Here is a 23,790-nt window from a genome sequence, read left to right as displayed (position 1 = left end):
CGTTTCTGTATTGCCCGGTCAGGCTGTCGGTTAGCTAGCCGCGCAGCGGGCGACGACGTGTTGCAACTGAGTCAGGGGGTGCTCGAGGTCTGGCTCGAGTTTTTTTTGGATTTCGATGATGAAGATCCAGTAGAGGTTGCGGACGAGGGCGGGGTTGGCGGTGGCGGCGAGGTGTTGGGCCGTGGTGTGGTCGTTGTGGAGGGCGTGGTGGAGTGAGACGAGCATCTTGCCTGCCGCTTGTTCGCTGGCGGCTTCGGCGCGGGACATCATGACGTAAGCGAGGTCTGTGAGTTCTGCGACCAGGGGCCGTTGATGTTCTTGGTCGTTTGTAAGGCTTGCGAGGTATTCGTAAAGGTCGTCGAGGCGGGCTCGGTGGCGAGTTTCGTTGAGATAGCGGAAGGCGAGTTCGCCATGTCCTTTCGCGAAGAGCCTGAGCAGGACGGTACCGACGATGATTTGATCGTCGCTGATGGCGTGGTGGTGGAGTGCGGGCAGCAGGACGGCGATTTCCGCCAGTATTGCTTCGGGGTGGTCGTGAAGGACTTGCCGTGCAGCGGTGAAGTCTGGTTTGCGCTGGTCGCGAGTGCGGAGAGCGTCGAACGGGTCGTGAGGGAGCGCTGTGAAGAACGTGATCGCTGCAGCGTGTATGGCTGGTCGGCTGATCGCCGTGTCGTCGATGGAGAAGAGTTCTGCCGGGGTGGGGAGGAGGATGGCGAGGACGGTTTCGAGTTCATGGTAGGTGTCGAGTACTGCTTGGAGGCCGGGCTCTTCCGGGGCGGTCAGGAGTGATTTCATCCGGGTGCCGAGTCGGTCCCAGATGCGGGGCAGGGTTTGCGGCCGGTTGGTCGCAGATTGACGGTCGACGTCCGTCTGGCGGATTGCTTGGTCGTGCTGCTGGTGCCAGGTCAGGGCGCGCAACGCAATCACTCGGATACGTCGGTGTTCAGTGTCGTTCGGCGCGGTGCTGGGCGGGATGCTGCCGGGGGCATCCGGAGAGGATGGGGCGGCGTGCCTGATTATCGGACTGCGCGCCGATGCCGGCTTCGGCAAACGTATTCCACCCGGGAAATGCCTTGCTTGAGAGCGCTCCGGGATCACCGGATCGAGTTCGGTACCGAAGTGTTTCCTTTGTGCGGAATTGCTTGGCGATAGGGCATCGGCGGCAGAGCCTTCCCCAGATCTGGGGTGCGGCGATGTACGACCGCTCGATTTTGTCCATGGGTTTTCGCCTGGCCGGAGGATAAGACTGGCCAGGTGGTCGGCCAGCTGGGTTTCCGTCAAGGCGAGCAAGGAGATCCCCGCCCGTCCGGCGTGGCAGTGAAGGTTCTCATACAGGTCGGGGACGCGATCCACATTGACGTCAGCGGCATTTTCGGCTGTCCCGCCAGCGTCGAGGATAGAATTCTTCACGACCCGAACCAGTTCTTCAGCAGGAATGAACGAGCCGTTGACCTGGATCTCTACCAGTGAACTCGGGGACAATCCCGGGTCCGACACGGCCGGTGCCGGCGTGTTGCGCTGCTGCGGGTCCAGCGCCGCGAAAGCGGTATTCATGCTCCGCATGATTTCAGGATCGCTATCGTACGTACCGCCTGATTCAGCCAGGGTCTCAAGTGCTTCCTGACCGACGTCAGCGGCAGCTAATTCGACCTCGATTGTCTTTGTTGCCGGCTCTTCATCGGAGACCGGAATAAGACGAACACGAAACAAGATATTGTGAATATCGACTGACAGATTGTATTGATTCGCTATCCGGGAAGCTTCCTTTTCCATTACTTTCCGCAGCCAATCAACTGCATCCAGGGCCGCCCGGGCGGTTCCGATCCCCGGCTGAGCATCGTCCGCAAGTCGGGGTGGCATCGTGGTAGCGACTGTGACCACTGCGGGCGGCGCCCCACGTAGATTCCGCCAGATGCTTGCCCGGGCAGCAGAGACAGCCAGCCGTGCAGCTTGAATTGCGAGCTTACCGAGGTCTTGTTGTTCGATGCCGTCGACGAATTGCACAGGGGCTATACGCTCCGCGGCCAGTTCATTCAAGGAAATAGGGTGCGGCGTTGCTTCACCGGCTTTAAGCGTGCGAGAGAATACGCCACCGTTCCGCACGGACAATGCACCGGTAGTCGAGTTATATTCAGTGGTATCAGTTGCGGCAAATATCTCAATGTTGGAGCCGGATAAATCTCGGAGCCGCTGCTCGAAAACAGCTGCCGCAGAATCCAGTTCTTGACCGTTGGCGTTGGCATGACATGTTAAACTTATTCGATAAGGCGACTTGCCTTGAAGGAGATCCTCACCTATCAGACGGGCACTTCTGGAGCCGCTCTCGATAAATCGATCACCTAGCTCCAAGGTTCCAGTAGCGACTGAAAATTGAAACTCTCCCGGTTCGCCATGGAAGAAGAAATGAGGGGGGAGTGGGTCAAGTCCCGCCCAGGGCGCAAGGTAAGCTCGCCACTTACCGTTTACCTTTCGCAAGTAGAAGCGCGGAACGGCGGAGTTCTGAAGTCTTCTATAGGCGTTGTAGATCAAATAGTCAAGCGGCTTGCTGGGGTATATCCAAGCGCGGGGCTGGCCGTCTGGGTCAAGTACCCGTTGCGAGAAGATTTTCGCCTTAGTCAGTGCCGGTTCGGGCATAATGTCGGGCACGCCGCCTCGGAGCGTAATTCCAGAGGAAGCGAAGGAGGCGGGTCCGGGCGCATAAATGAGTTTGCGAAGGTGACCGCCGTCGACGAGTTTGTCTCTGATTGGCTTGGGGTCGGGCGCACTGCCATTCAGGGGCAGAAGCATGATTGGTTGTCGGTCGTAGTCGAGGTCGGCGGCGTCGTCGGCGGCGTCGAGGATTGCGCGGAACCCCGGCTTGTCGGCTCTCAGGATGGCAAGTAGTCCGAGATGGTGCTGCAGGAGGCGTCCAAGTTCATGCGGCGTGCCACGCCCGGGTGCGAAATCTGTGAGAAGGTATTCAAAGTCGCCGTCGATCGTGGAGACGACGATGAATGCGGGCATTCTCGTTGCATTGCCACCCCAGAGCGAGTCGAACGGGACGGCGGTCCCGTCGACGGTTGCCTGGTAGGCGTGGGGTGTGTCGGGGTCGAAATTCCGGAACCACTCCTCCGCGTATTCGCGCTGTCGCGTGTCGCCGGGATGGCGGATGAACAGGCCAAGGGGGATTCCGTTCCGGCCCGTGAGGACGGTGGTGAGGATGGCACCGGAATGGAGCCGCGACATGTCGATGAACTGGTCTGGAGCCAGGGCGATTCCGTTGTCGCGGAACGACACGGTGCCGTTGACTGCGGAGACTGGGGGGAAGAGCCCTTTCTGCTGCAGTGCGCCGGCAAAGGAGGTCTCCAGCCCGCCTTCGTGATTCCAGACGCCAGTCCGGTTAGTGATGATCAGGACTGGCCGGCCGTAGCGGGCGGCGTCCCCGACGATATCGAGCCAGAGCTTGCCCAGCTGGTCGCCAGTGTATTCGATTGCCTGCCAGCTGTGATCCGCGGCGAGCACTGCGTAGGTCGGGTCCGGTGTGCGGACGACGACGACCAAGGGCGGTTTCCCACTGCCGAGGTGCTCCTGCAACTGGTGGATGTGTCGGTCCAGGTCTTGTGCCAGCTGGGCCGTCTCCCGCTCAACCTCCTCGATTGACTGGGCGGGATTGATCTGACCGAATACGGTCACTGACCCGTGCACGATATACTGGATCTGGCGCGGTGTCGGATCAGTGCCGGGAACCCATTCCAGTTTGTGCAGCGTCCTGCATACCTCGTCCTCAGGTGGGATCGGATCAGGGAGCGCGGTGACCACGTAGCCCCAGAATGGGCTGAGCTCTTGGATGCGCCCGAGCAGCCGGCCACCGAGCGCTGCAGCTCCGCGGGCGAGGCCGCCCGGCTGCAGCACCGCGATCACAAGGCCTGGTCGCCGCGGGAGCCTGGTAGCCAGGAAAGGAACCAGCTCGGCGTGGAAAAGATCGCCGAGTTCCTCCGGCGAGGCCGGTACGACGAGAGTCTCGTGCATCGGAATCAGAAACTTTCCGCGCCCGTCTATTTCCACACCGTCGAAGGTGAGAAGAAAATTCGGGACACGGCCTGAGGTAATTCCGGGAACCGCCGGTGGGTGCAGGCCTCGGGCGAGGGATAACATCAAACCGGGAAGTTTCTCATAAATGTTAACAGGAGCAGTTTCCCGGAATACTTCGCTTAGGAAGTGAACTTCGGGGCGGTCCGCGGCATTGCGATGGAGTCCCATCCCTACGAGGTCGCCGGCTGATTCGTACACTTCGAATGGTGCGTCTCCAGGCTCGAGTTTCGAGACGGTCAGGTATTTCCCATTGCCGGAAGGAATGGTCCGCGTCCCAGGGTGGATCGTGAGGGCCTGGACCAGACGGTATGGTCCTATTCCACGCAGGGCATCGGCGAACTCTTCGGCAAATGGATCGTCCTGCCTGGACTGTCCCGGTTGGCCGGGCCGATCGATGAGGAGTCGGATGGGGATGTTCTCGTCGGTTCCATGCTGCCTGTATTCAAGGGTGCTGCAGATGCGGTCGGCGACGTCTGTCGGGTTCAGCCATTGCCAGTCGATGAGGTAGTGCCCGTCTTCCCCCGTGACGCCGATATAGAGCGGGAGGGGGCCGTCGCCTGCCGGGAGGCTGTCGTAGAGACGGTCCCACTCATCGTGTGTTCTGTCGTCGGGACGGCCAGACGAGAAGCTGATAATTCCCCGTCCGGCAGAGCCCTTCCCGGGGTAGTACCGAGCACCGCTTGTACCGGGCAGGGCGAGGTGCGCGGTAACGGTGGCGGTATTGCCGAGCGCGGAGTTGCCGGAATGGACAATGATTTCCGGGTTGTTCTCGTCCTGGAGGAAGTCTTGCAGCTGCCCGGCTACTTTCCAGGCTGCGGCGGTCGGACCAAGGAGGACCGCCCGGGGCGCGGGCAGGCCAGCGGCGTCCTGGCTCTCCCGGGCGCTGGCGAACGCGTTGCCGAACGCGTCAATCCTGACAGCTGTTTCGCCGACCAACGCCCGAAGCTGGGGGTCGATCTCGAAAATCGCCGTGCCTTGTGGAAGATGGGGACCGGGCACGATGTCGATGTGGGCACGGACCGCCTCGCCCGGGTCGTCTTCGACGGTGATGCCAGGTGGGACGGTGCCACCGGCGGCGGCGAATTCGGCAATGCGCCGCCGCAGTGCCTCGGCAAGACGGCTGGCCTGCACGCGCGGGCCCGCGAGCCGCAGGATTGCATGAGGAGCAGTCGATCCAGCTGCACGTGCTGCGAGCCACGTCACCAGGCGCTGGTTAGCGCTATTGACTACTTGACCTCGCGCATCGGCCTTGAACCTTATCTCGATGTGCTGGCGGTCTTCGGCGCTCGTGGCGGGGGACGGCATCTGGACCGGCTCGGTCAATTGTCTACCTTCCAGCGGCTGTCTCGGTACGGCGTCCTTCTTGCTCGCCGATCGCCCTGCGCTCCTCGACTTTCGACGATACCTGCGAACGGACAGAGCTTGCAGCCGGAGACAACAGCTTAGGGAACACTGGCTAATGTTTCTTCCCAAAGTTATTTCCGGAACGCAGGCAGAGTGCCTGCCGGGCGCGGCCGGCCGCTAGCCCGGATCTTTCGTGTGTTTGACGGCCTGGCTTGATCGGGTTCGGGTTGGTTTTTCGTCTGGCTTTTTGGTCGGTGGGTGTGGTTGGTGGCCCGTTCAGCGGGTGGGCTGCCGGGTTCCACGGGCCCGGGCGGGTGTCCTTCGTTTGGTTGCCGGGGCGGGTTTCTGCTGGTCAGCCGGGGTGTAAGCGGGCCAGGGCGTGGGTGATCAACTCGGTGAAGGGCCAGCGGGTGGCGAAGCTGAGCCGGGTGTGTCGGGCGTGGCGGGCCAGGCGGGCGGCGGCGGAGAACAGGCGTAGCCGCAGCCGTTTTGGGTTCCCAGCGGCGCGCGTCGTGGTCGTGCAGGGCCAGCATCTGCAGCCAGCTGGCGAGTTCGGTGGCGAGACAGACGATGGCGAGCCAGATCCGGTTGGCGTCGAAGCTGTGCGGGGGCAGGTTGCGCAGCCCGGTGTCTTTGGCGACCCGGATGCGGTCTTCGCAGCGGGCGCGGCGTCGGTGCCGCAGTTCGAGATCCGGCAGCTGGCCGCGGGAGGCGTTGGTGGCGAACGCGGTCAGCCGCAGCCCATCGCGGTCGGTGAACCGCAGTTGCGCGCCGGGATGCGGGCGTTCCTTGCGCATGATCACCCGCGTGCCGGGTGGTCAGGAAGACAGGTCGAGCAGCCCGGTCAGCTCGGCCGCCCATGCTCCGTCCCGGACCCGGCCGCCGGCGTCATAGGCGGGTGTCCATACCTGATCAGGGATCTTCTCGACCGCGGCGGCGGTGACCGCGGTGAGAGCGAATCCGACCGAGTATTGCAGTCGACGGTTGTGGCAGTACCGCACGAACTCGTGCGTGCCGCCACCGGAATCGGTGCGCACCAGCACTTTCCGCCCCACCCGATAGCCTGGTCTCCAGGGCAGTTGATCGAGCGCGGCGGCCAGGACCTGCTGGTGATCGGCGGCGGTGTTGCTGCCGGCGTTGCCGGGCCGCAGCAGGATCGCCAACGGCTCGCCGGTCCCGTCGCTGCCATGGTCGGCCCAGGCGCCCAGCGGATGAAACCCGTAGCCCTGCTTGAAGTTCGGTGCCGCGCCTTCCTTGTCCGAGTGCGCGGTCACCAGCGTCGCGTCCAGATCGATGATCAACGGATCCGCGGCGTCGATGCCGTGATCGGGTGCGCGGTCACCGGCCCGTTCCCACGCCACGGCGCGGGCTGCGGCCCGGGCGGACTCGATGGCCGCCAACGCTATCGGTGCGTCCCGCGCGAGCGTCGTGATCATCCGGGACACGGTCGGGTCCGAGGCCACCCGGCCGAACACTCGTGGTTCGGCCCGCAGCACGCCGATGTCGGCCAGGCAATCCCCGCCCACCGCGACCGCGATCGCCAGGTCCAGCACGATCTTGCCGGGATCGTGCTCCGCCAATGGTTTCCGCCATCGCGCCAACGCCTGCGACAACCCGCGGCCCAGCCCCACCGTTTCCACAGCGCGCAGCAACAGCACCGCCCCGGCCTGCGACACGATCCCGCTTCCGGTGCCACCGGCCGACAACGACGGATAGAAACCAGTAGACTTCGACACCAGAAAGGTGCTCCTCGAACTCGCACGAACATGACCCTCAGCAAGTCATATTCCTGCAGCTCAGAGCACCTTTCTCCCTACGCGACACAACGCGATCGCCTCACCACCGCGAAAGCCCCGGGCTAGGCGTACCCGGCCATGCTGATCACCTCGTCGCGGCAGTGGCAGCCGCCAGCCCGGGAACCCGCCAATCCGCGGGACAGTAGCGGCTTCCCGGAAACCCTTGTCAATCAAGCCGGCTGCGAGCGACGGCGCGCCGCCCGAGCAGGACTCGCGCCGGCTGCCGGACGTCCTCGACCGTCGGGAAGACACCGGTCAGCCTGCTGATCAGCTCCACGTCGTCCAGGAGGTTGGCCTCGTCGGCGTCGAACTCCTCGATGTCCTTGATGCCCATCGCGGCCAGCGCGTCGGTCAGCAGCTCCGGCGCAGACCCCTCGGCCTCACTCGCGCGGAAATCGCTGAAGGTGACAAGATTCTCACCGTCCCGGCTCACCAGAAACCGGTGGTCGGCATCCACACTGCAGTACGACGAGACCGCGAACGTGCCGCGCGACAGGCCCGGCCGGCCGACGGCCTCGTGGCCGTTCTCCTCGACAAGCAGGGTGTGCGGGCCGATCGCGAACGCGGCCACCGGCAGATCGCCGGTCTCCTCGGAACAGATCTGCCGCAGCCTCTCCCACCTCGCGGTCGTGATCTGGTCGTCCGTCGCCCCGAATCGACGCAACACCTCGTCGGGCTCGGTGTCCTGAACTACTGTCAAGCAGTAAGCCTCCAGATCGAGCCCCTGATACAGCCACTTGGGACGGTCGTCGAGCTCTTCGGCGACCGTCGGCGTGGAGGGCAGGTTTCCCGGGTGGCCTACGCCCTCCACCCACACGATGTCGTCGTTCTCGTCGATCAGCACCAGCCTCAGGTTGGGCCTGCCAAGGTGCTCGACTTTCCGCCAGGTCAGCCAGGTGCCGGGTTGTTCGAGCGCGGGCAACTCGTCCGGTTGCACGATCGCGTGCCCGTTCAGGTGCCGGTCATGGAGCGCAGCAGGCGACCCGAACGAACGGAACGCGGTGCGCTTACCGTCGGCCGTCCTGATCACCCGACTGCCGTAGATCTCGGCGACCGGTGCCCTGTCACCGAGCACAACAAGATCGATCCGGCCGGTCCTCAGGCCATAGACGGGCAGCAGCTCGTCGTACAGCACCGCGTCTCCATCGTCGGTCACGCAGAGGCGCTCGCACGAGCGGACGTTCAGATCGCTGCGCCACACGAGCACGCCGTCCTCGAACACGGAAAGGGCTCCGGTCGGCTCCAGCCGGAGCCGACCGGGCGCGCCCGCAGCCCAGGTGACAGTGCCATCCGCGCTCGCAATCACCGCGTGCCCATCCGCGTCATAGCGGAGCGACCACAAACCGGACGTCGAGGTCACCGGCCCGGCGAGCGTTTCGCCTCGACGCAAGGCAATGGACATGATCCGGGCTCCGCTCAGGCGAATTACACAATCGAGAACAACCTACCGACCGGTCACCAACTTTCGGGACAAAATCGGGACCAATCAGCGCATGATCCTGCCCGTTCGGCCATGAGACGGAAGGCTCACTTGAGAAGACCACCGAGTGTCCCTGTTGCGAACCAGTCCCGAGGCTGGACTCAAGTAGGCCCACAAGCCGAGCACTGATGCCCTCATGACAATGCAGACTTCGGCGAGCAGCAGACCTGCGGCCCCCCTGGCATGCTCGCGAGAACAGAGGCACCCGCCAGCATCGCGCTGGAGCAATGCTGGTCGGCCGAGTAAACGACGTCCGCTTGAGACTGGCCTCTGATGAAATCGCCCTGAGACGACCGAAACACCACTGGTAAACCAAGATCGACATGTCGCGGACAGTGAGAACCTACCCAGGTCCTGCGGATCGCCGGGCAGGCCGCGCAGCCTGATGTCCTGCCGATAGGCGCCGAGCAGTTCCAGCACTTCCTCCGGACCCAGGTCACGCACGACGTGCCCCAAGTGATGCGGGTCCAGGTTCGCCAGCGCGCCGATCCAGGCCGGGCGGCCGTCTTCGAGGGAATCCGGCGGGAAATACGGAAGGGAAATCATAGCCTCCACGGCTTTCGCATCCGGATGGTCGACTTTGGCCGCGGACAATGCCCGCCATCCCGCCCAGCACCCGGCAAGCAGTGCACAGTGGCCGCGCACTGAGGACAATTGGGCAGCGCGAAGAGCCGGGCAGGCGATGCTCGAAAGGGCACGAAGCCGTCCGGTTTTCGCATCTGCGCCACGGATTGCCGGGCGTCCGCTCGGCGTTCGATCCAGGCCGATTCGACGGATTTCCGCAGCGAGCAAGGTCGCGAAATCGTCGTGCCGATTCTCCGCCGGAAGCAGCTCGACCGGATCTACGAAGCCGCAGCGCTGCTCGACGGCTTCCCGGCGAGTACACACAGGACAAGCCAGCCCGGACGAATCCCGGCTGGCTTGTCCTGTGCCGCGCGGCCCGCGCGCCGCAGTCTCCCGCGACGCGGGTCACCCCTGGGGCAGGTGGACCACGTCTCCCACGTAGATCCGGTTCGGATCCGCGATCCGGTCCCGGTTGGCGTTGTAGAGGACCTGCCAAGTGGTGCCGTGGGCGGCGGCGATCCCGGACAACGTGTCGCCGGCCAAGACCCGGTAGCCGTCCCGGTCGACACCGGCCCGGATGACGCCGCCAGCGGCCGGGGCGGCTTTCGGAGCGCGGGACTGCGCCCGCTCCGGGGCGGGGCGGGTGACGGGCGCCGTGGCCCGACCGGTTTTGCCCTGCCAGCAACTCCGGGAGGCCGCCCAGGGGCTGAGACCGGACCGCGCGTACGCGTTCTGCGCGACCGCGTACTGCTCGGCCACGGTCGCGTCCTTGGCCCGGGGCGCGTATTTCAGGCCACCGTACGCGGCCCAGCTGCTATCGAGGAACTGAAACAGCCCCGAGGCGGTGGAATTCGGGTTCTGCGCGGCCGGGTTGCCGCCCGACTCGCAACGGATGATCGCGGACCAATCCGGCCCGCCCGTCGCCGCGAAAGCGGCCGGCGCGAGAGCATACGCACTCGCCGCCGCGGCGCCTCCGCCGACGAGAAGGGAAACCAATGCCTTCTTGAATTCGATCATGACGTTCTCCGCTTTCCTTTGAATCGGGTGTTTATTGATATGTACGGAATTCGGCGACCGCTCGGTTCACGCGGAGCGGTTACCCGTGAAATTCGCGTAGCCGGGCGCAATCCCACGGGACCATCGACATGCCGAACCGACACCGAAATCAGGTTTCCGCCATCGAATCGCGGAAATGATGTGCGCTGTTCACCGTCAGGCGTGACCGGTGGCCGACGGCCCACGATCGGAATTCTTTTCACCGCGGACGGCATCGGCTGAACGGCATCCCGGTCGCACAGACGCTGACGTTCCCGTCCCTTCCGATCTGTCCGATCCTCGACGCGCCGTCTTCACGAACGCTCAATCTCCGTCGACAGGCTCGTGACCTGTGCAAACCGGCGCCGCGGCCGGCACGCCACGTCTTTGCGCGCCGGACAGCCGATCCGCTCCCGCGGGGTCTTGGCGAAGGTTTTCCCGGCCGTTTCACGCTGCGCCGGATCAGCTCTTGACCCGCACCGGCCGAGGCCCGACCCTCAAGACGGTGCCCGCGGCAACGCGGGACGCGTGACTCAGCGAGGGCGAGATGGCCGACGAAACTGCGGATGAAGCCGAAGAAAGATACTTTGTGCTGGTAGATCCCGACTGGCAGCGGCTGACGGACGACGAGCTGCCGCCGCTCGAGTCCGTCATCGGTCTCTGGCCCCTTGACGACGAAGGAAGGCCGGGGAAGTTCGAACCCAACCCGGACTATTCCCCGTCGGATCCCCGTTCCCCCTCGGATCCGCTCGCTGCGGTGCTGCGAGCGGTCGGGCAGGAGCAGGCTTCGGCCGAGCACCTGCAGCTGGTCATGCGAAGCGTGCCGGTCGACGTCGCGACAGAACCGGACGGCCAGCCGGTCGTCGCGGAGTCGCCGGACGGAATCCCCTGTCTGCTGGCGTGCACCAGCGAGCCGTATCGGCCCCGCCTGCCCGGGGCGAAATGGCGCCAGGTCGACCTGCGCGGCTTGACCGAACTGCTGGACGACGACCTCGATGTGTTGTTCAACATCGATGGCCCGGCTGCCGTCCGGCTGCACGGCAGCTTCGTCCGCGCAACACTCGCGATGGACGAAGAGCAGCTCCGGGAGGCCAGCGGCTACGTCGTGCGACACGCCGCCCAGCTGCCGGACATGCGGCGGGAGGACGCCGAGCCGGACGTGAACGACGAACCGGGCCAAGGACAATCCGAAGCGGCACAAGCCGGCGGCGCCCCGTCTGCCGAATGACTCGCCGAGCCGCGTCCCCAAGCGACATCCGCGGAAGCATCACCGGGCCTGGTGGCATCGACCGACCGCCGACAAGGACACACTCGGCAGAGAGGCAGGTCTCGTCGCACGCGCTGGCACCGACGTTCGACCCCCGGCTGCGGTTGCCCGCAGCGAACGAGCGGCACGGTGGACGAGCAGCGATTCGGGGGTGTTCCCCGGCACAGCCGGCAAGCGACGGTACGTTGCCAGCCCCGGACCCGAGCGGCAGACCCTGTTCGACAAGCTCGCCCCGGCACGGAGCACCGCCGGTCGTGGTCGACCGGCCAGCCACGATCGGCGCGGCCGGTCGCAGTCGCCGGCTGGCTGGCCCGGCCGCCTGCCTGCCTGCCGTGACCGGCAAGCGCCGCGACGCGGGCTTCGACCCCGGCCACGCGAAATCGTCCCCCGGCACGCGTCCGCCCGTCGCCCGCGCAGCCCGGTCGCTGCCGCACACCCTGCGCCAGGTCGACTTCGGCGACGACGTTCCGGCTGAATTGGACATGCTGGCCGGGTTCGACGACCGCTGCCGAAGCGATCCTGGCCGGCAACCGCATCCGCGGCCTGTTCACCGGCATCCGCGCCGCGCTCGAACGCGCCGCTGGACCGCGCGCCGCCACGCGGCGGTACTGCGCACCCTCTCGCTGGGGTCCTGGCTTGACCACTGTCGAACAAGCCGAAGCTGATCAAGATCTCTTCTCGGCTCGGCCGCGTTTGTCAGTTCGTGTCCCGCGGACGCCTGGCGACACCTGGGGCCGGCGGACTTGGAATCCGTCACCACGGGCTTCCAGGCCCTCAGCCCGTTGCCCGTGCGCCGCCCGCTCGTGCGGCGACACCCGGGCATCGTCAGGAGAACCGCCGGGCTGACAACAATTTCTCATTCTGCCCGACGCTGGGCCATCGAACGTGCATTTCCTGGATCGCCCGGCCGTCTGGCCGCCTGGCCCGCCACGGTTGCCGGCCCGGCCCGCATGATCAGGATTCAACGGCATACGCTAACGACGGCCGCAGCTCCCGATGGCGGTCCACAGGGCGGATTTGCTCGCGTCGTCGATGTCGTAGACCCGCTCGGCCAGCTCAACCACCGCAACCACCGCGGTAAACCAACCGGTCTTGTTTTCGCCCAGCAGCAGCTTCGGATTCGCCGCGCCCATCTTCTCCGCCGCCGCGCCGAAGCTCCCCGCCAGTATGTCCCCCACCGCGTGGATCATCCACCCCGCGGACTTCTCCGTCCCGTGCTGAGACAGCACCAGCAGGTCCGCCAGTCCCGCCAGCTCCGCCACTCGCGGATACCCGCCGTCCGCCGCCACTCGCGCAAGGTACCGGTAGATCCGGCCCAGCCGGGTCCCGTAGGTCTCCTGCCCGAGAAAACCGAACCCTTCCGGACCGTGGCCCGCCCTCGCCAACCGCAGCAACGCCGCCGCCGCGGCTCCCCGGTCGCCGCGCGGCGCGAACCCCGCGGGGTCGAAGAGCAACAACTCCGGACGCCGCGCCAGGACCTCCTGCGCCGCAGTGAAATCCTGAGCCACCGGCAAAATGGTCCGCAGCGCGGAAAACGGGTCGTCCGGCAACGCCCGGACGAACTCCTCCACCGCGTCGACCACCCCCAGCACCTCCGCCAGCGGCGGCACCGCTGCCCCGCTCTCCCGCACTTGCCAGTACCGCAATGCCACCAGTTCCAGCGACACCCGATCAGGAGACTGCTCGAACCGGGCCAGCGCCTCCCCGAGCTCCGCCCGTCGCGGTGCCCCGGCGAGGTCCGCGCCCGAATACCAGGCCGACGCGCGGTCCGCGGCCACGCCGAACGGCCGGGCCGCCGGCCCCTTGCCCTTTCCCGGAACCCACAAGCTCTGCCGCCACGCCGACGGTGCCAAGCCGGCTCTCGGCACGCCCTCCCCGAACACCAGCGCTCCCGCATCCCGCCACGCCACCCCGGCCTCTTCCGCCGCCCCCGCCACCCCCGCATGCAACCCGGCGGCTTCCGCGACCATTTCCGCGTCCGGCACGTTCGGCAACGCCTTCAACCACCCCGCGAATGCCGCCGCCCGCTCGACCAGCGCCGCACCCGCGGCGGTCCCGCCGACTTCCTCCCGCAACGCCTCCAGCTCCGCGTCCCTGCCCTTGTACCATTCCCGCCACCGAGCCACTGTCGCCCGCAGATCCCACGCCGGCCGAACAGTCCTCCCGCCAGCAACCGCCAGGCGCGACAGCTGATCGCCGCTGACCGGCGACTCCTCTCCGCCCTGGTGCGCGGATTCGCCGGTCCCCAGCGGGTCCAGCCCGGGCGCCCCGGCAGCCGGTCCCGCGACGGTATTCGCCGCCCGCGCGTCACTGCGGGCACCTGCGTCCGCGATCGCCGTCTGGACCTGCGACCCTGCCGGGGCCGCGGACCCGGCAGGGTCGCGCTCGCCGAGGCCCTCAGCTTGATCGGGCGTCGCGACCTGGTCCCGAACCGCTCCCGGCACGACTCGCGCGACCGACGGTACTGTGCGCGCCCGGCCGTCCGCACCCACCACGACCGCATGGACATCGCCCACGTCGCCGAGGGCCTCGACCGAAAACGGCACGCGCCGCCCGGTCTTGTCCGGCGTCACCCACTGCCCGTCGCCTTGGCCGAACAGCACCAGCGCGCGACCGGCGCCCGGCGAACGCCCATAGGCGAACACCACCACCGCGGACCCGCGGGCTCCTTGCGCCCCCGACGCGCGCATCGCATCCCGCACCGCCTCGACGCCCTGCCCGAGGTACGCCGGAGCATTGTGGAACACCTTGGCCTCAGCCACGACTTCGGCGGGGAAGCGGCCCGCATACCAGTCGAGCGCGGCCGCCGCGCCCTCGGTCCGGTCGAAGTGCTTCCGAAACTCAGGATGCATCCCCGATCGCTGATCGCGCGCCTCCCCGCCCTCCTTGATTTCCGCGGCAGCCGGTTCCGCCACGACCGGTCCGGCGGATTCCGGCTCCGGCGAAAGTGCCGGCGGATCCGGGTAGCCGGGCGCGCGCGGCCCCACGTCCGGGTACATCGGCGGTTGCTCTTCGAACTCGTCCTGGGGTGGTTGGCGGGCCGGATCCGGCGGATTGAGGTGAACCACGTCCAGCGAGGCGAGATCGGGCAGATCGCCCGTGGCGCCCGGCTGCACTGGCGTGCGGTCCGCGGTGCTCCAGGCGATGCGCGACCCGTCCTGACTTTCGTTCGCGTACAGCAGTTCGAGCCCGCCGGCCGGATCCGTGTCGAACCCCCGATCCAGCATGGGCAGCTTGCTCAGCACCACCTCGTTCTCGCTGTGGTAGATCCTCTCGACCCGCAGCGCCACCCGCGCTGGCGTGTTGACCAGGAAAATCCTTGGCTCTCCGCGGCCGTCCAGGTCCGAGTTGACCACATTCCACCCGGAACTCAGCCTCACCGCCGTTTCCTCACCGGCCAGCTGCACCTCCCGGTGATCGGCCAGAAACGCGGATGCTCCCGCGCCCGCACGCCTGATCCTCTCGAGAATGTCGATCAGCGCCCTATTCCCGGTGCTTTCCAGATACAGAATATTGGGCTCCTGACCGGCATGGACGGCCAAGTCCGGCAGCGACGCGTGGAAATAGAACGCCGCGTTGGCGCCCGTGACACCTTGCCCGACCCACTTCAGACGCTCCCTGGCCATCAGCCTGCGGTGCTCGTCAACGATCAGCCTGCGGTGCTCGGCCTCGGCATCCACTGGCGCCGGCCGGGCGCGTCGGCCGAACAGCCAGACCCCGCGCTCCCGCCACCTCTGCCGCCGTCCGGCGCCTCCGGCGCCGGTCGTCCCGGAAACCCGGGCCCCGCCCTCGCCCTGGCCCAGAAGCGACGCGGAGGTGCGAACCTCGACCGTCGCCCGAGGGCGAAGGCCTTCCCGGGTGCTCCTCGGCGGCGATTCGCCCCTGCCGTGCGCGTGCGTCGCCACGGTGAACGAGTCCTCCGCCGGGAGGACCTTCGGGTCGACCCCGATCCCGAGGTACTCGGCGCGCCGTGCTCGAAAAGCCTCGGTCAGCGCCCCGACCAGGACATTCGCCCGTTCCTGGCCGGCTTCCTCGCCCCGGACGAGGGATCGGCTGTAGCCATGCACGATGAACGCCGGCGGCTCGCCGGTCCGCAGCCTCTCGTCGAACGCCCACGCCCCCAGGCGTCTCACCTGAGCGTCCGCCTCGTCGTCGAGGATGCGGCGGTACTCCTCCTTCCAGAACGGCACCTGCAGAGCCTCCGCGGGCGGCGCCGCCTGAAGGCCCAGGTCTTCCGCCATCCGGTTGATCATGGCGATCGCCCGGGGCACCTGCCCTGGCAGCGGATTTTCACCCAGCGCTGCCCTGGCCATCTGCTCGGCGGACACGGAATCGGGCCCGGCGCCCAGCTGTGCGTCGCCGTAGGCATGCTGCACCAGTTCGGTCAGCAGCGCCGTCTGCGGCTCTTCGAGTTCGCTCCGCTCCGCCGCGGCCCGGATGCGTTCCGCCGTCCACGATGTGGTGCCCAGGATATCCGACAGGTCCTCGGCGTACCGGGCCTGAGCGTCCGGCGAAGCCCCGGCACGCGCCACGATCGCCGCCACGCCCGCGCTCAGGTCCGGCCGTCCCAGCGCCGCGCCGGCCTGGTCGAGGAGAACCGTCGTGTGCGCCCGCTCGACGATCTCCCGCGTCCGGTCCGCGGCCAGCGGGTCCGCCGCCGGCCGGGAAGGCTCCGCAGCCAGCGGCCGCTTGATGTCGGTCGACGGCAACGAGCCTTGCCGGACTCCCAGCAGATCGGCCACCTCGCTGGCGTACCGGACGGCCGCGTCCCGGCCTTCCGCGATGAAGACCCGGGCGATCGTACGGACGACGGAGTGTTTGACGTTGGCCGCGCCGAGCAGGGCGCCGCCGAGCAGGTCGGCGACCCTGCCGAGCAGGAAGTCGTCGAAGGCGGCCTCTGCGATGCTCGCGGGCGTGGCCGCCTCGACGCGCATTCCCTCGGCGACCGATGCGGAACCCGGCTGTCCCCCGTTCCCTGCGCTGTTCCGCCGCGCCGCCGGATCCGTGTCACGCCTGCCGGCCTCGTCGTCCCGCACGGTCGACGCACGCGCATCCGCATCCGGCGACTGCCGCGGAACGATTGTCGGGTCCGTATCCGACTCGGCGATCCCCTGACGGGGAGCCTGCCGGGCGTCGTGCCCAGCCGGTGTCCGGCTGCCGTTGCGGCCCGCGGGATCCGGCGTGCCCGTCTGCTCCGGCGAGTTCGACTCCCGACGAACGCCGTCCAGCATCGGCTCCGCCGGCAAACCTTCGCCGATCCAGTCCAGCATTGCAGCCAGTTCGTTCGCGCTCTCGCGCTGCCCGTCCGGCAGCCCCAGCCGGCGGGCGGCCTCGCCAAGACTGCGCACCCACGACGCCAGCGCGGCGAACCTGTCCCGCACGCCCTCCGGCGGCCGCGCCCCGCCGTGCCCCGGATAAGCTGTCCGCGCCAAGCCGAAACCCGCTGCCGCTTCGTCCCACGACAACGTCACGTCGCGACCGAGCAGATCCGCGCCGGTCTCGGCCGGATCGCCCGCCCCGGCACGAACAGAGGCCTTTCCCGGCAGCGCTTCCGTCGCTTCCCGGACTTGGACCTGCAAACTCTCCAGCCGTGCTCGGACTTGCGCCGCCCTGGTCTCGCCGCTCTCGACGGTCGCATCGGACCAGTCGCTCCATCGACCGAGCCACGATCCGGCGTTCGGCGCCGGTCCCGGTTCGGCCGGCCCCCTCGACCGCGAAGAACCCACTCCGAACCTGCCGGCACCACCTCGCGCGGACTCCGCCGTCTCCGGGACTCCGGTCCCCGCCGAACGAGACACCGCCTCGCCGAGCCGGTTGGGCTGCGCGGTCGACGGCCCGGGCACCGCCGGCGCAGGCACAGGCGCCAGCCGCCGCAGCGGCAACATCATCCTCTCCAGGGCAGCAAGCTCGTCGGTGTCGTTTCCCGGGTAGGGCAGGGCTTCCACCTTTCTGATGGCCTCTTCGCCGACATCGTCTTCCTCGTTCAGCCAGACCGTGATTTGCACGCCTCGGGCGAACCCGTCTGCCTCGCCAAACTCCGCTGCGAGTTTTATCTGGATGTCCTCCGCACTGAGCACCAAGCCGCGCGGCCGCAGCCTCTTGGCCACTGCCTCGATTTCCTCGAGCAGCGCATGCTTCGCGTTCTTCGCACGCTCCTTCGCCGACCGAAACGCAACGAAGCGGCCGCCCTCTTCGCTCATTGCGTATCCCGTGATCGTCGCCACGGGCTCCGCGAACCCCCACTGCCTGCGCAACCAGGTCGTGAGGTAAAGGCTCTCGGCAAGACCCGCAAGTTCGGCAAGTTTGGCAAGTTCGGCCGCAGCAGTTTTCTCTTGATGCCCCATGCTGACCGACACCGGCGCGATCCGGCTCGCGGCCATGTTCCTCAGGAGAATCGGAGGAGGCGGTCGCTCACCTGGTTCGAGCACTGGTTCAAGCAGTCCGCCCAATCTTATGACACCAGTTATATTATTAACGTAGACGACAACTTTCGCCGCGTAAATATCAGCCACGCTGGCAGTGATCTTTCCCCACTTCTCTTTGAACCCTCCGGCGGGAGTGCGAAGCGATCCGCTTTGGCCAGAATTCGAAGCACAGGACAGCAGAAGGACTCCGGCGACCGCATTCGGCGAATCCAGATATCGCCGCGACCAAGCCACCGCATCTGCCGCACGCTCGCCGTCGACCTCCACCACGTCACCGAGCATCGAATCATCCGAGGCAAGCGCAGAAATAAAACCATTTTCCGTCGCATGCCAATCTACCACAAATGGCGGCGGCTGGTCGATCGGCCACGGGACGAGCACTGCCGAAGAGACCCCCGTGTCGCCCCTCTTACTGGTGTCGAAAAAGTACGTGCGCATCGGGAAAGTCTCATGCCGCGTCGGCTGTGTCCTTTCGATCGAGTCCTGATTATCGGCGAGGAAGACCTCACCGTAGAGTCCATAGGATTTGTGGATCAGCGGGGCAGACGCAAATTCGGCGGCAGCTGGCCGCAACTCCTCCTGGACAGAAATGAGGTCATCCGGGACGGAAAACCGGCCGTTCGCCTTCAGCGCAACCGGACCGTTCGCGTAGTAGAATGTTCGAGCGTAGCCACCGCCCATCATTTTCCGCGCAATATCCGGCAGCCCAAAAATCATACCGCGGAGACTCACAAAAAAGAGACCCTGCCGAAGACCGCGTTCTCTTTCTTTTCCTAGAATTTCTCGCACGTTCCGATCATTGCGCAGCACGCGTCCGATATCCGGCGCGTCCGCTTTCTGATTCTTCCCGTCCCGACGCTGCACTTCATACTTGCCTGCCCGCGAGTTGAGGACCACCAGCAGCGGCGTGTCCTCGCCCCAGTCAGCATCCTTCAGACCGGTCACTGTCTCATATCGATGGAACGCATTCCAGTCAACCTTCGCAACCCACCTCGACATCTCACCGAAATCGGCCTCGTCACCCGGATAATGCACGAAGACGACTCTCGGAACGCCGTTCGGATCCGCTATGACACTGATCCGGATATCTCCTGACCGCAACTGCCCGGACCCCCCGGTCAGCTCGCTGCCCAGAGGCAGCCGCACCCCTCCCTTGCCGGTCCGCAGCGTCGCGTCCGGGCCGAACACCGGCGGAAACAGCCCGTGTTCGTGCAAGACCGTCTCGAAATCGAACCGGAGCCACCCGATCCGGTCCTGAGCGCCAGCCCGGTCCGCCGCGAGCACGACTTCCGGAGCAGCCTCCAGCATCTGCCGGAAACCATCGTGCGCAAGCATGAACTCAGCCAGCTGCCGTCCGTCGAATTCAACTCCCGCCCCGTTCGTGGACAACAAACTCACCGCCCTCCCGTCCAGCGAATCCGCGGACAGGACCAAGGCCCCTCCCCTCTTCCTCGACAGCTCAGCCGCACTCTCCAAGAACTCCGCAGACACCTGCATTTTCCGACTCGGAAACACCGCCACCGAATCGCCGACAACAAAGCTGATTTGCTTCGCCGACGGAGCCCTCCCCGGACTGATCACCGCCCCTTCGGGAAGATTCAGGACGGCGTACTCTCCGAAGCGGAACGGCCCGGCGTACTCGAAACTCCACCAAGGTCCCGAGACTGAGCGCACTCCGTCCATCAACCGGGAACTGACCGTGCCGGCAGAGGGATCCTGCTGGTCAGCCACCCAGATAAGCACAGCCAGCGACGGCCGGTCAACACCGGAAACCTGCTGGAATACCGTATTCCCGGCCAGTAGCGAACCGACTTTTTCCGGCTCCAGCGGAACGTAAAATTGTCCCGCCACCCGAATTACGATGAACCCGTTTTCGGCATACCCGACAACCGGGACAACTCCCTTTTTTCGCATCCCCCGCCGCACCGGCAACCACCCCGGGTCCACATCCCGGAAGCGAATTTCTCCGTTAACCGCGAGATATTTTTCCTGGACCGCCTGCAGGCTGTGTTCCGGCAGCGGGTCAAATTTCTTCTTCACCTTTCCGGCGAATTCCGCCACGTCCAACAGGATTCCGACACTGCGGCCGTGCTGATCTTTCAGCGGCTCTACATCGAAATCGTCCGGACGAATCTCGGACACCCGCAGGACATCCTCCGACGCCCGTGGCCCGGAGCCGTCGTCCACCAGTCCCGTCAGCACCACCTGCCGGTAGTCCCCGTTGCCCCGCAACTCCTCCGCGAACTCCGCCGCCACCCGTGCCGGCACCCCTGAAACCAACACCACCTTCACCCCGGCATCGGCCCCGTGCTGCAGGTACATCGGCGAGATCTTCACCAATCGGGCCAGCTCCCGCGGTCCGATCTCAGCTCCGCCCACCAGGAACTTTTCGCCTTGATGCTCCGCATAGACGTAGAATTCCGGTATCACCCACGATTCAGGCCGTGCTGCCTTTGCGTGGACCTCGTTCCAGAAACTCGCATCCGAATACGCCGCTCCGTCGAAACTCACCCCCGCCGAACCGTACGGCCCCGGCCGGTGGCCAGTGCTGTGCGACAGCAGCGAACCAGTACGGGCTGCCGAGGGCCGTTCGCCACGGCGGTTCGCGAACCCGTCCGGCCCCACTGCCGGCTGACGCGGCGCGGTCATCGCGGGTCGCTTCCCGCGATGACCGCCCCGGCGTTCCGCTCCGCGAGATGCCCCGTCGCCGACGACAGCCGCACGACAGTCCGCGCGTGCAAAAGCTCAACGCGGACGGACGCCTCCCGCGCCGCACCGACCAGATCTCCCCCGATGTCCGGTTCTTCCTGCGCGACAGGCCGCGATTCGGCACCGGCTGTGCGCCGCCGAGCGCAGACGACATCGCACGCAGTACCCGTCCCGCGTTTCCCGCAGAACCAGACGCGCGCGGCAGCGCCGCGTGAACCCGGGTCACCGACCCAGTGATCGGCCCCGAGCTCGAACGGCCGGACGAGGCGTGCTGCCGGCTGGCTCGAAACGGTGGCGGACACTGCGGTGCGCTCCGGACCAGCCGGGCGTTTCGCAGCCAGAGCCGGTGTCGCACCAGGCCGAACGCCAGCGCCGACGAGAACCCGCTCGCCCTCGCCGGGGGAATCGGCGCGCCGAATACTCCGGAGTCCGCCGGGCGCCAGGCACAGCCCTGATTCCGGCGCACGGCCGGCTTCGATCGGTCGTGTCCCGGTTTGGAGCGGACCTGCTAGCGTCGGCCCGACCGCCGCATCGGCTCGGGCCGCGCCGCCGACCGGGCCGTAAGGTTTAGCGCTGGCCGTAGCGAAAGCCCGGCCGCCTGCTGCCGTGAAGGCAGGGCTGGCAGGCATCCGCGACCGCATGTCCCCCGCCTGTCCAACCGAGCCTGGCCGCCAGGCCGTCCTAACCGCCAAGCCGCGCTGCCCGAACCGGAACGGGCCTCGCACGCAGGACGAGGCGATCCTGCCGGACCCTCTCGTCCGCAACCGTCCGCCCGCGACTCCGCACGCACTGATGCCACCGCGTGCGAACCCGTCCGGCCCGAAACCGGTCGCCGCCAAGACCAAGCCGGCGCACCGCCGAACAAGCGCACTTGCCCCTGCGCACCCGCCACTGGACATCGCGCCAGGCCGGCCGCACGATCCGGCAGTTTTCCGCCCGCGCCCGGCACCGCTCCGCGTCCCCTCGCCAAACCGGAGCTGAACTCCGCCTCGCCCGTGGCACGACGGTGCCACGTCGGGCACGAAATCCGCCGCGCACGCCCGACACGGTCCTGCCCCGCACTGCCGAATCCGCCTGCCGCCGAGACCGTCTCCCGCACGCGCACAGCAGCCCTCGGCGACCGGCCGCACCGGCCGCACGGGCCGCAGCCGGGACTTGGACCTGGACGCCGAACCGGTCTTCATAGGCTAACCACGGTGAGCCCAACTGCCGGGGTTCATTCCGCCCATCCGCCTGAGGCAGCGTGCACTGCCGAGCTGCCCCTCGGCAATCAGCACGCAGGAGCGAACGCGCCCAGCGACAACCCCACAACCCGCACGCCATAGCCGGCACGGCGACTGAATCACCGGCGACGAACTCGGGCGGCGGTTCTTGGTGCACCGGCAGACAGCGCGATCACTGGCCCGGCGGCGGCACCCGGGGGTAAGGCTTCGCCCGAGGAAGCGTTTTGAGCACGCAGAACGCAGACTGGCAGAAGACAAACCCGAGTGTGTCGCTGTCTTTCGGCGGACCGGCGCAAACAGCGCTTCTTCCCGGGTTGATACCGGGTTGGCACGAGCCCATCGGCCGAGGCAAGTTCGGCCGCCGCGGCCGAACGATCCAGGCTCCGCTTCGGCCAGCAGCTCCGCGGCCGGGTGGCCCCGTTCCGGATGGCCTCAGACGAGGGTCCGCCAGAGCGGGCATCGCGGTCGGCGGCGAACAGCACCGACGGTGCCAGCCCCGCTCCGGCTGCCATCGCGAGCTTCTTGCGCATTGTTTCTCCGCAATCTGTCCGGCCGCCACCGGAACGGCGCTCGATCAGAAGGTCGGCCGATTCCCGAATAAACGCTGGTCGGCCTCGAATGGTTGCGACATGATCCTCGCCGACGCCGGCCGGGCCGAAAGGGCGCCGCGGCCAGCACAGGCGCCTTCGGCCAACGAAGGCCCCGGCGGCTTCGGTCCGTACCCACCGGCTCCGGCGGTCAGCCGGTCCTCCTGGATCGCCCCGGGTTGGCTGGAGGCTCTGATGCCCGGAAGGGCGAGGAGTTGTGGCACCACCGCGGAGGTACTCGCCTGAGCTGCGCGAACGTGCGGTCCGGATGGTCTTTGAGCTACGCGGGCAAGGCGAGCGGACGGGTGTGAACGCTCGGGCGGCAGACCGGCTCGGCGTGCACCGGGAGGCGTTGCGGACCCGGGAGCGGCAAGCCCCGTCGATAGCGGGAAACGAACCGGCACGTCCACACGTGATACTCCGCGGATCGCTGAGCCGGAGCGGGAGAATCGCGACCTGCGCCGAGCGAACGAGATCCCGAAGGCACCGTCGGCGTTTTCCGCCCGGGAACTCGACCCGACACCGCCGCGCCAGTCGAGTTCATCGATACCCGACGGGACCAGTCCGGCGTCGAGCCGGTCCGTGCCGTGCCCGAGGTGCCGCCGTCGACGTATCCGGCGGCGAAGAAACGGGAGTCGACGCCGTCGGCCCGCGCGGTCCGGGACGAATAGCCGACAAAGGAGACTCCGCAGGAGTGGCGCGAGCCGGACCGTGGCCGGTACGGGGCACGGAAGGCACGGGGCCAGCCCTGTCGGAAGGTGGCGCGGTGCGCGGTCGAGCGTGCTGATGCGCGAGCCAGGCATCAGCGGGGTGACCGCGGCCCGTAAACGGCCACGGACCGCCATCCCGGGTACGGACAGGCCAAGTGACCTGCTGGAACGTGACTTCACCGCAGACCCGCCGGACCAGCGGCGGGTCGCCGGCATCACCTGCGTCGCGACCGCGGCCGGCTGGGCGTACACCGCGTTCGTCCAGGACCCGCACTCCCGCCGGATCGTCGGCTGGCGGGTCGCTGACCGTCCGGGCGCCGACCTCGCACCCGACGCCCTGGAATGGCGATCCGGGCACGCGGAGGCAGCACAGAAGGCAACATTGACGGTTTTGTCCATCATTCCGGCAGAGGCGTTCAATATACGTCCATTCGCTACGCCGAACGGCTCGACCAAGTCGGCGCGGCACGTTCGGAGACCGGGAGAACGCAACGGACGTGACATTAACCACCATGGAATGGGTTGCTTGGCACAACACGGAACGGCTACATTCTTTCCGCGGGAACATTCCTCCGGCCG

The 23,790-nt window shown here is 66.9% G+C and carries 6 protein-coding genes and 1 pseudogene; 2 read left to right on the top strand and 5 right to left on the bottom strand.

Annotated features, from left to right (window positions below; genetic code table 11):
- Positions 1 to 30: 30 nt before the first annotated feature.
- The 4 genes and pseudogenes from ACZ7SW_RS38610 to ACZ7SW_RS38595 form a co-directional block, all read right to left on the bottom strand.
- Positions 31 to 5,394: a hypothetical protein gene (locus tag ACZ7SW_RS38610; RefSeq protein WP_470235312.1), complete on the bottom strand. Its 5,364-nt coding sequence runs from the start codon at positions 5,392 to 5,394 to the stop codon at positions 31 to 33.
- Between the two features lie 373 nt (positions 5,395 to 5,767).
- Positions 5,768 to 7,151: pseudogene (locus ACZ7SW_RS38605) on the bottom strand (IS1380 family transposase).
- Positions 7,152 to 7,377: 226 nt separating this feature from the next.
- Complete coding sequence (locus ACZ7SW_RS38600) at positions 7,378 to 8,613, bottom strand: DUF6461 domain-containing protein (RefSeq protein WP_470235311.1); 1,236 nt, start codon at positions 8,611 to 8,613, stop codon at positions 7,378 to 7,380.
- Between the two features lie 1,047 nt (positions 8,614 to 9,660).
- A complete protein-coding gene (locus ACZ7SW_RS38595; RefSeq protein WP_470235310.1) occupies positions 9,661 to 10,272 on the bottom strand; it encodes a transglycosylase family protein in 612 nt (203 codons plus the stop codon).
- Positions 10,273 to 10,879: 607 nt separating this feature from the next.
- Here ACZ7SW_RS38595 and ACZ7SW_RS38590 point away from each other — a divergent pair.
- Both ACZ7SW_RS38590 and ACZ7SW_RS38585 read left to right on the top strand, forming a co-directional pair.
- Positions 10,880 to 11,518 (top strand): type VII secretion system-associated protein, encoded by a 639-nt coding sequence (locus tag ACZ7SW_RS38590; RefSeq protein WP_470235309.1) that lies wholly within the window; start codon positions 10,880 to 10,882, stop codon positions 11,516 to 11,518.
- 293 nt (positions 11,519 to 11,811) lie between these two features.
- Positions 11,812 to 12,222 carry a hypothetical protein gene (locus tag ACZ7SW_RS38585; protein ID WP_470235308.1) on the top strand — a complete coding sequence of 137 codons (411 nt, stop codon included), beginning with the start codon at positions 11,812 to 11,814 and terminating at the stop codon, positions 12,220 to 12,222.
- A gap of 309 nt (positions 12,223 to 12,531) precedes the next feature.
- Here the strand turns inward: ACZ7SW_RS38585 and ACZ7SW_RS38580 are convergent, their stop codons facing one another.
- Positions 12,532 to 20,493, bottom strand: a complete 7,962-nt coding sequence (locus tag ACZ7SW_RS38580) for a hypothetical protein (protein WP_470235307.1) — start codon at positions 20,491 to 20,493, stop codon at positions 12,532 to 12,534.
- Between the last annotated feature and the right edge of the window lie 3,297 nt (positions 20,494 to 23,790).

The sequence above is a fragment of the Amycolatopsis sp. NPDC114484 genome (genome assembly GCF_055633755.1).
Note: the sequence above shows the minus strand (reverse complement) of the source record. Positions and strands in the feature narration are given on the sequence as shown.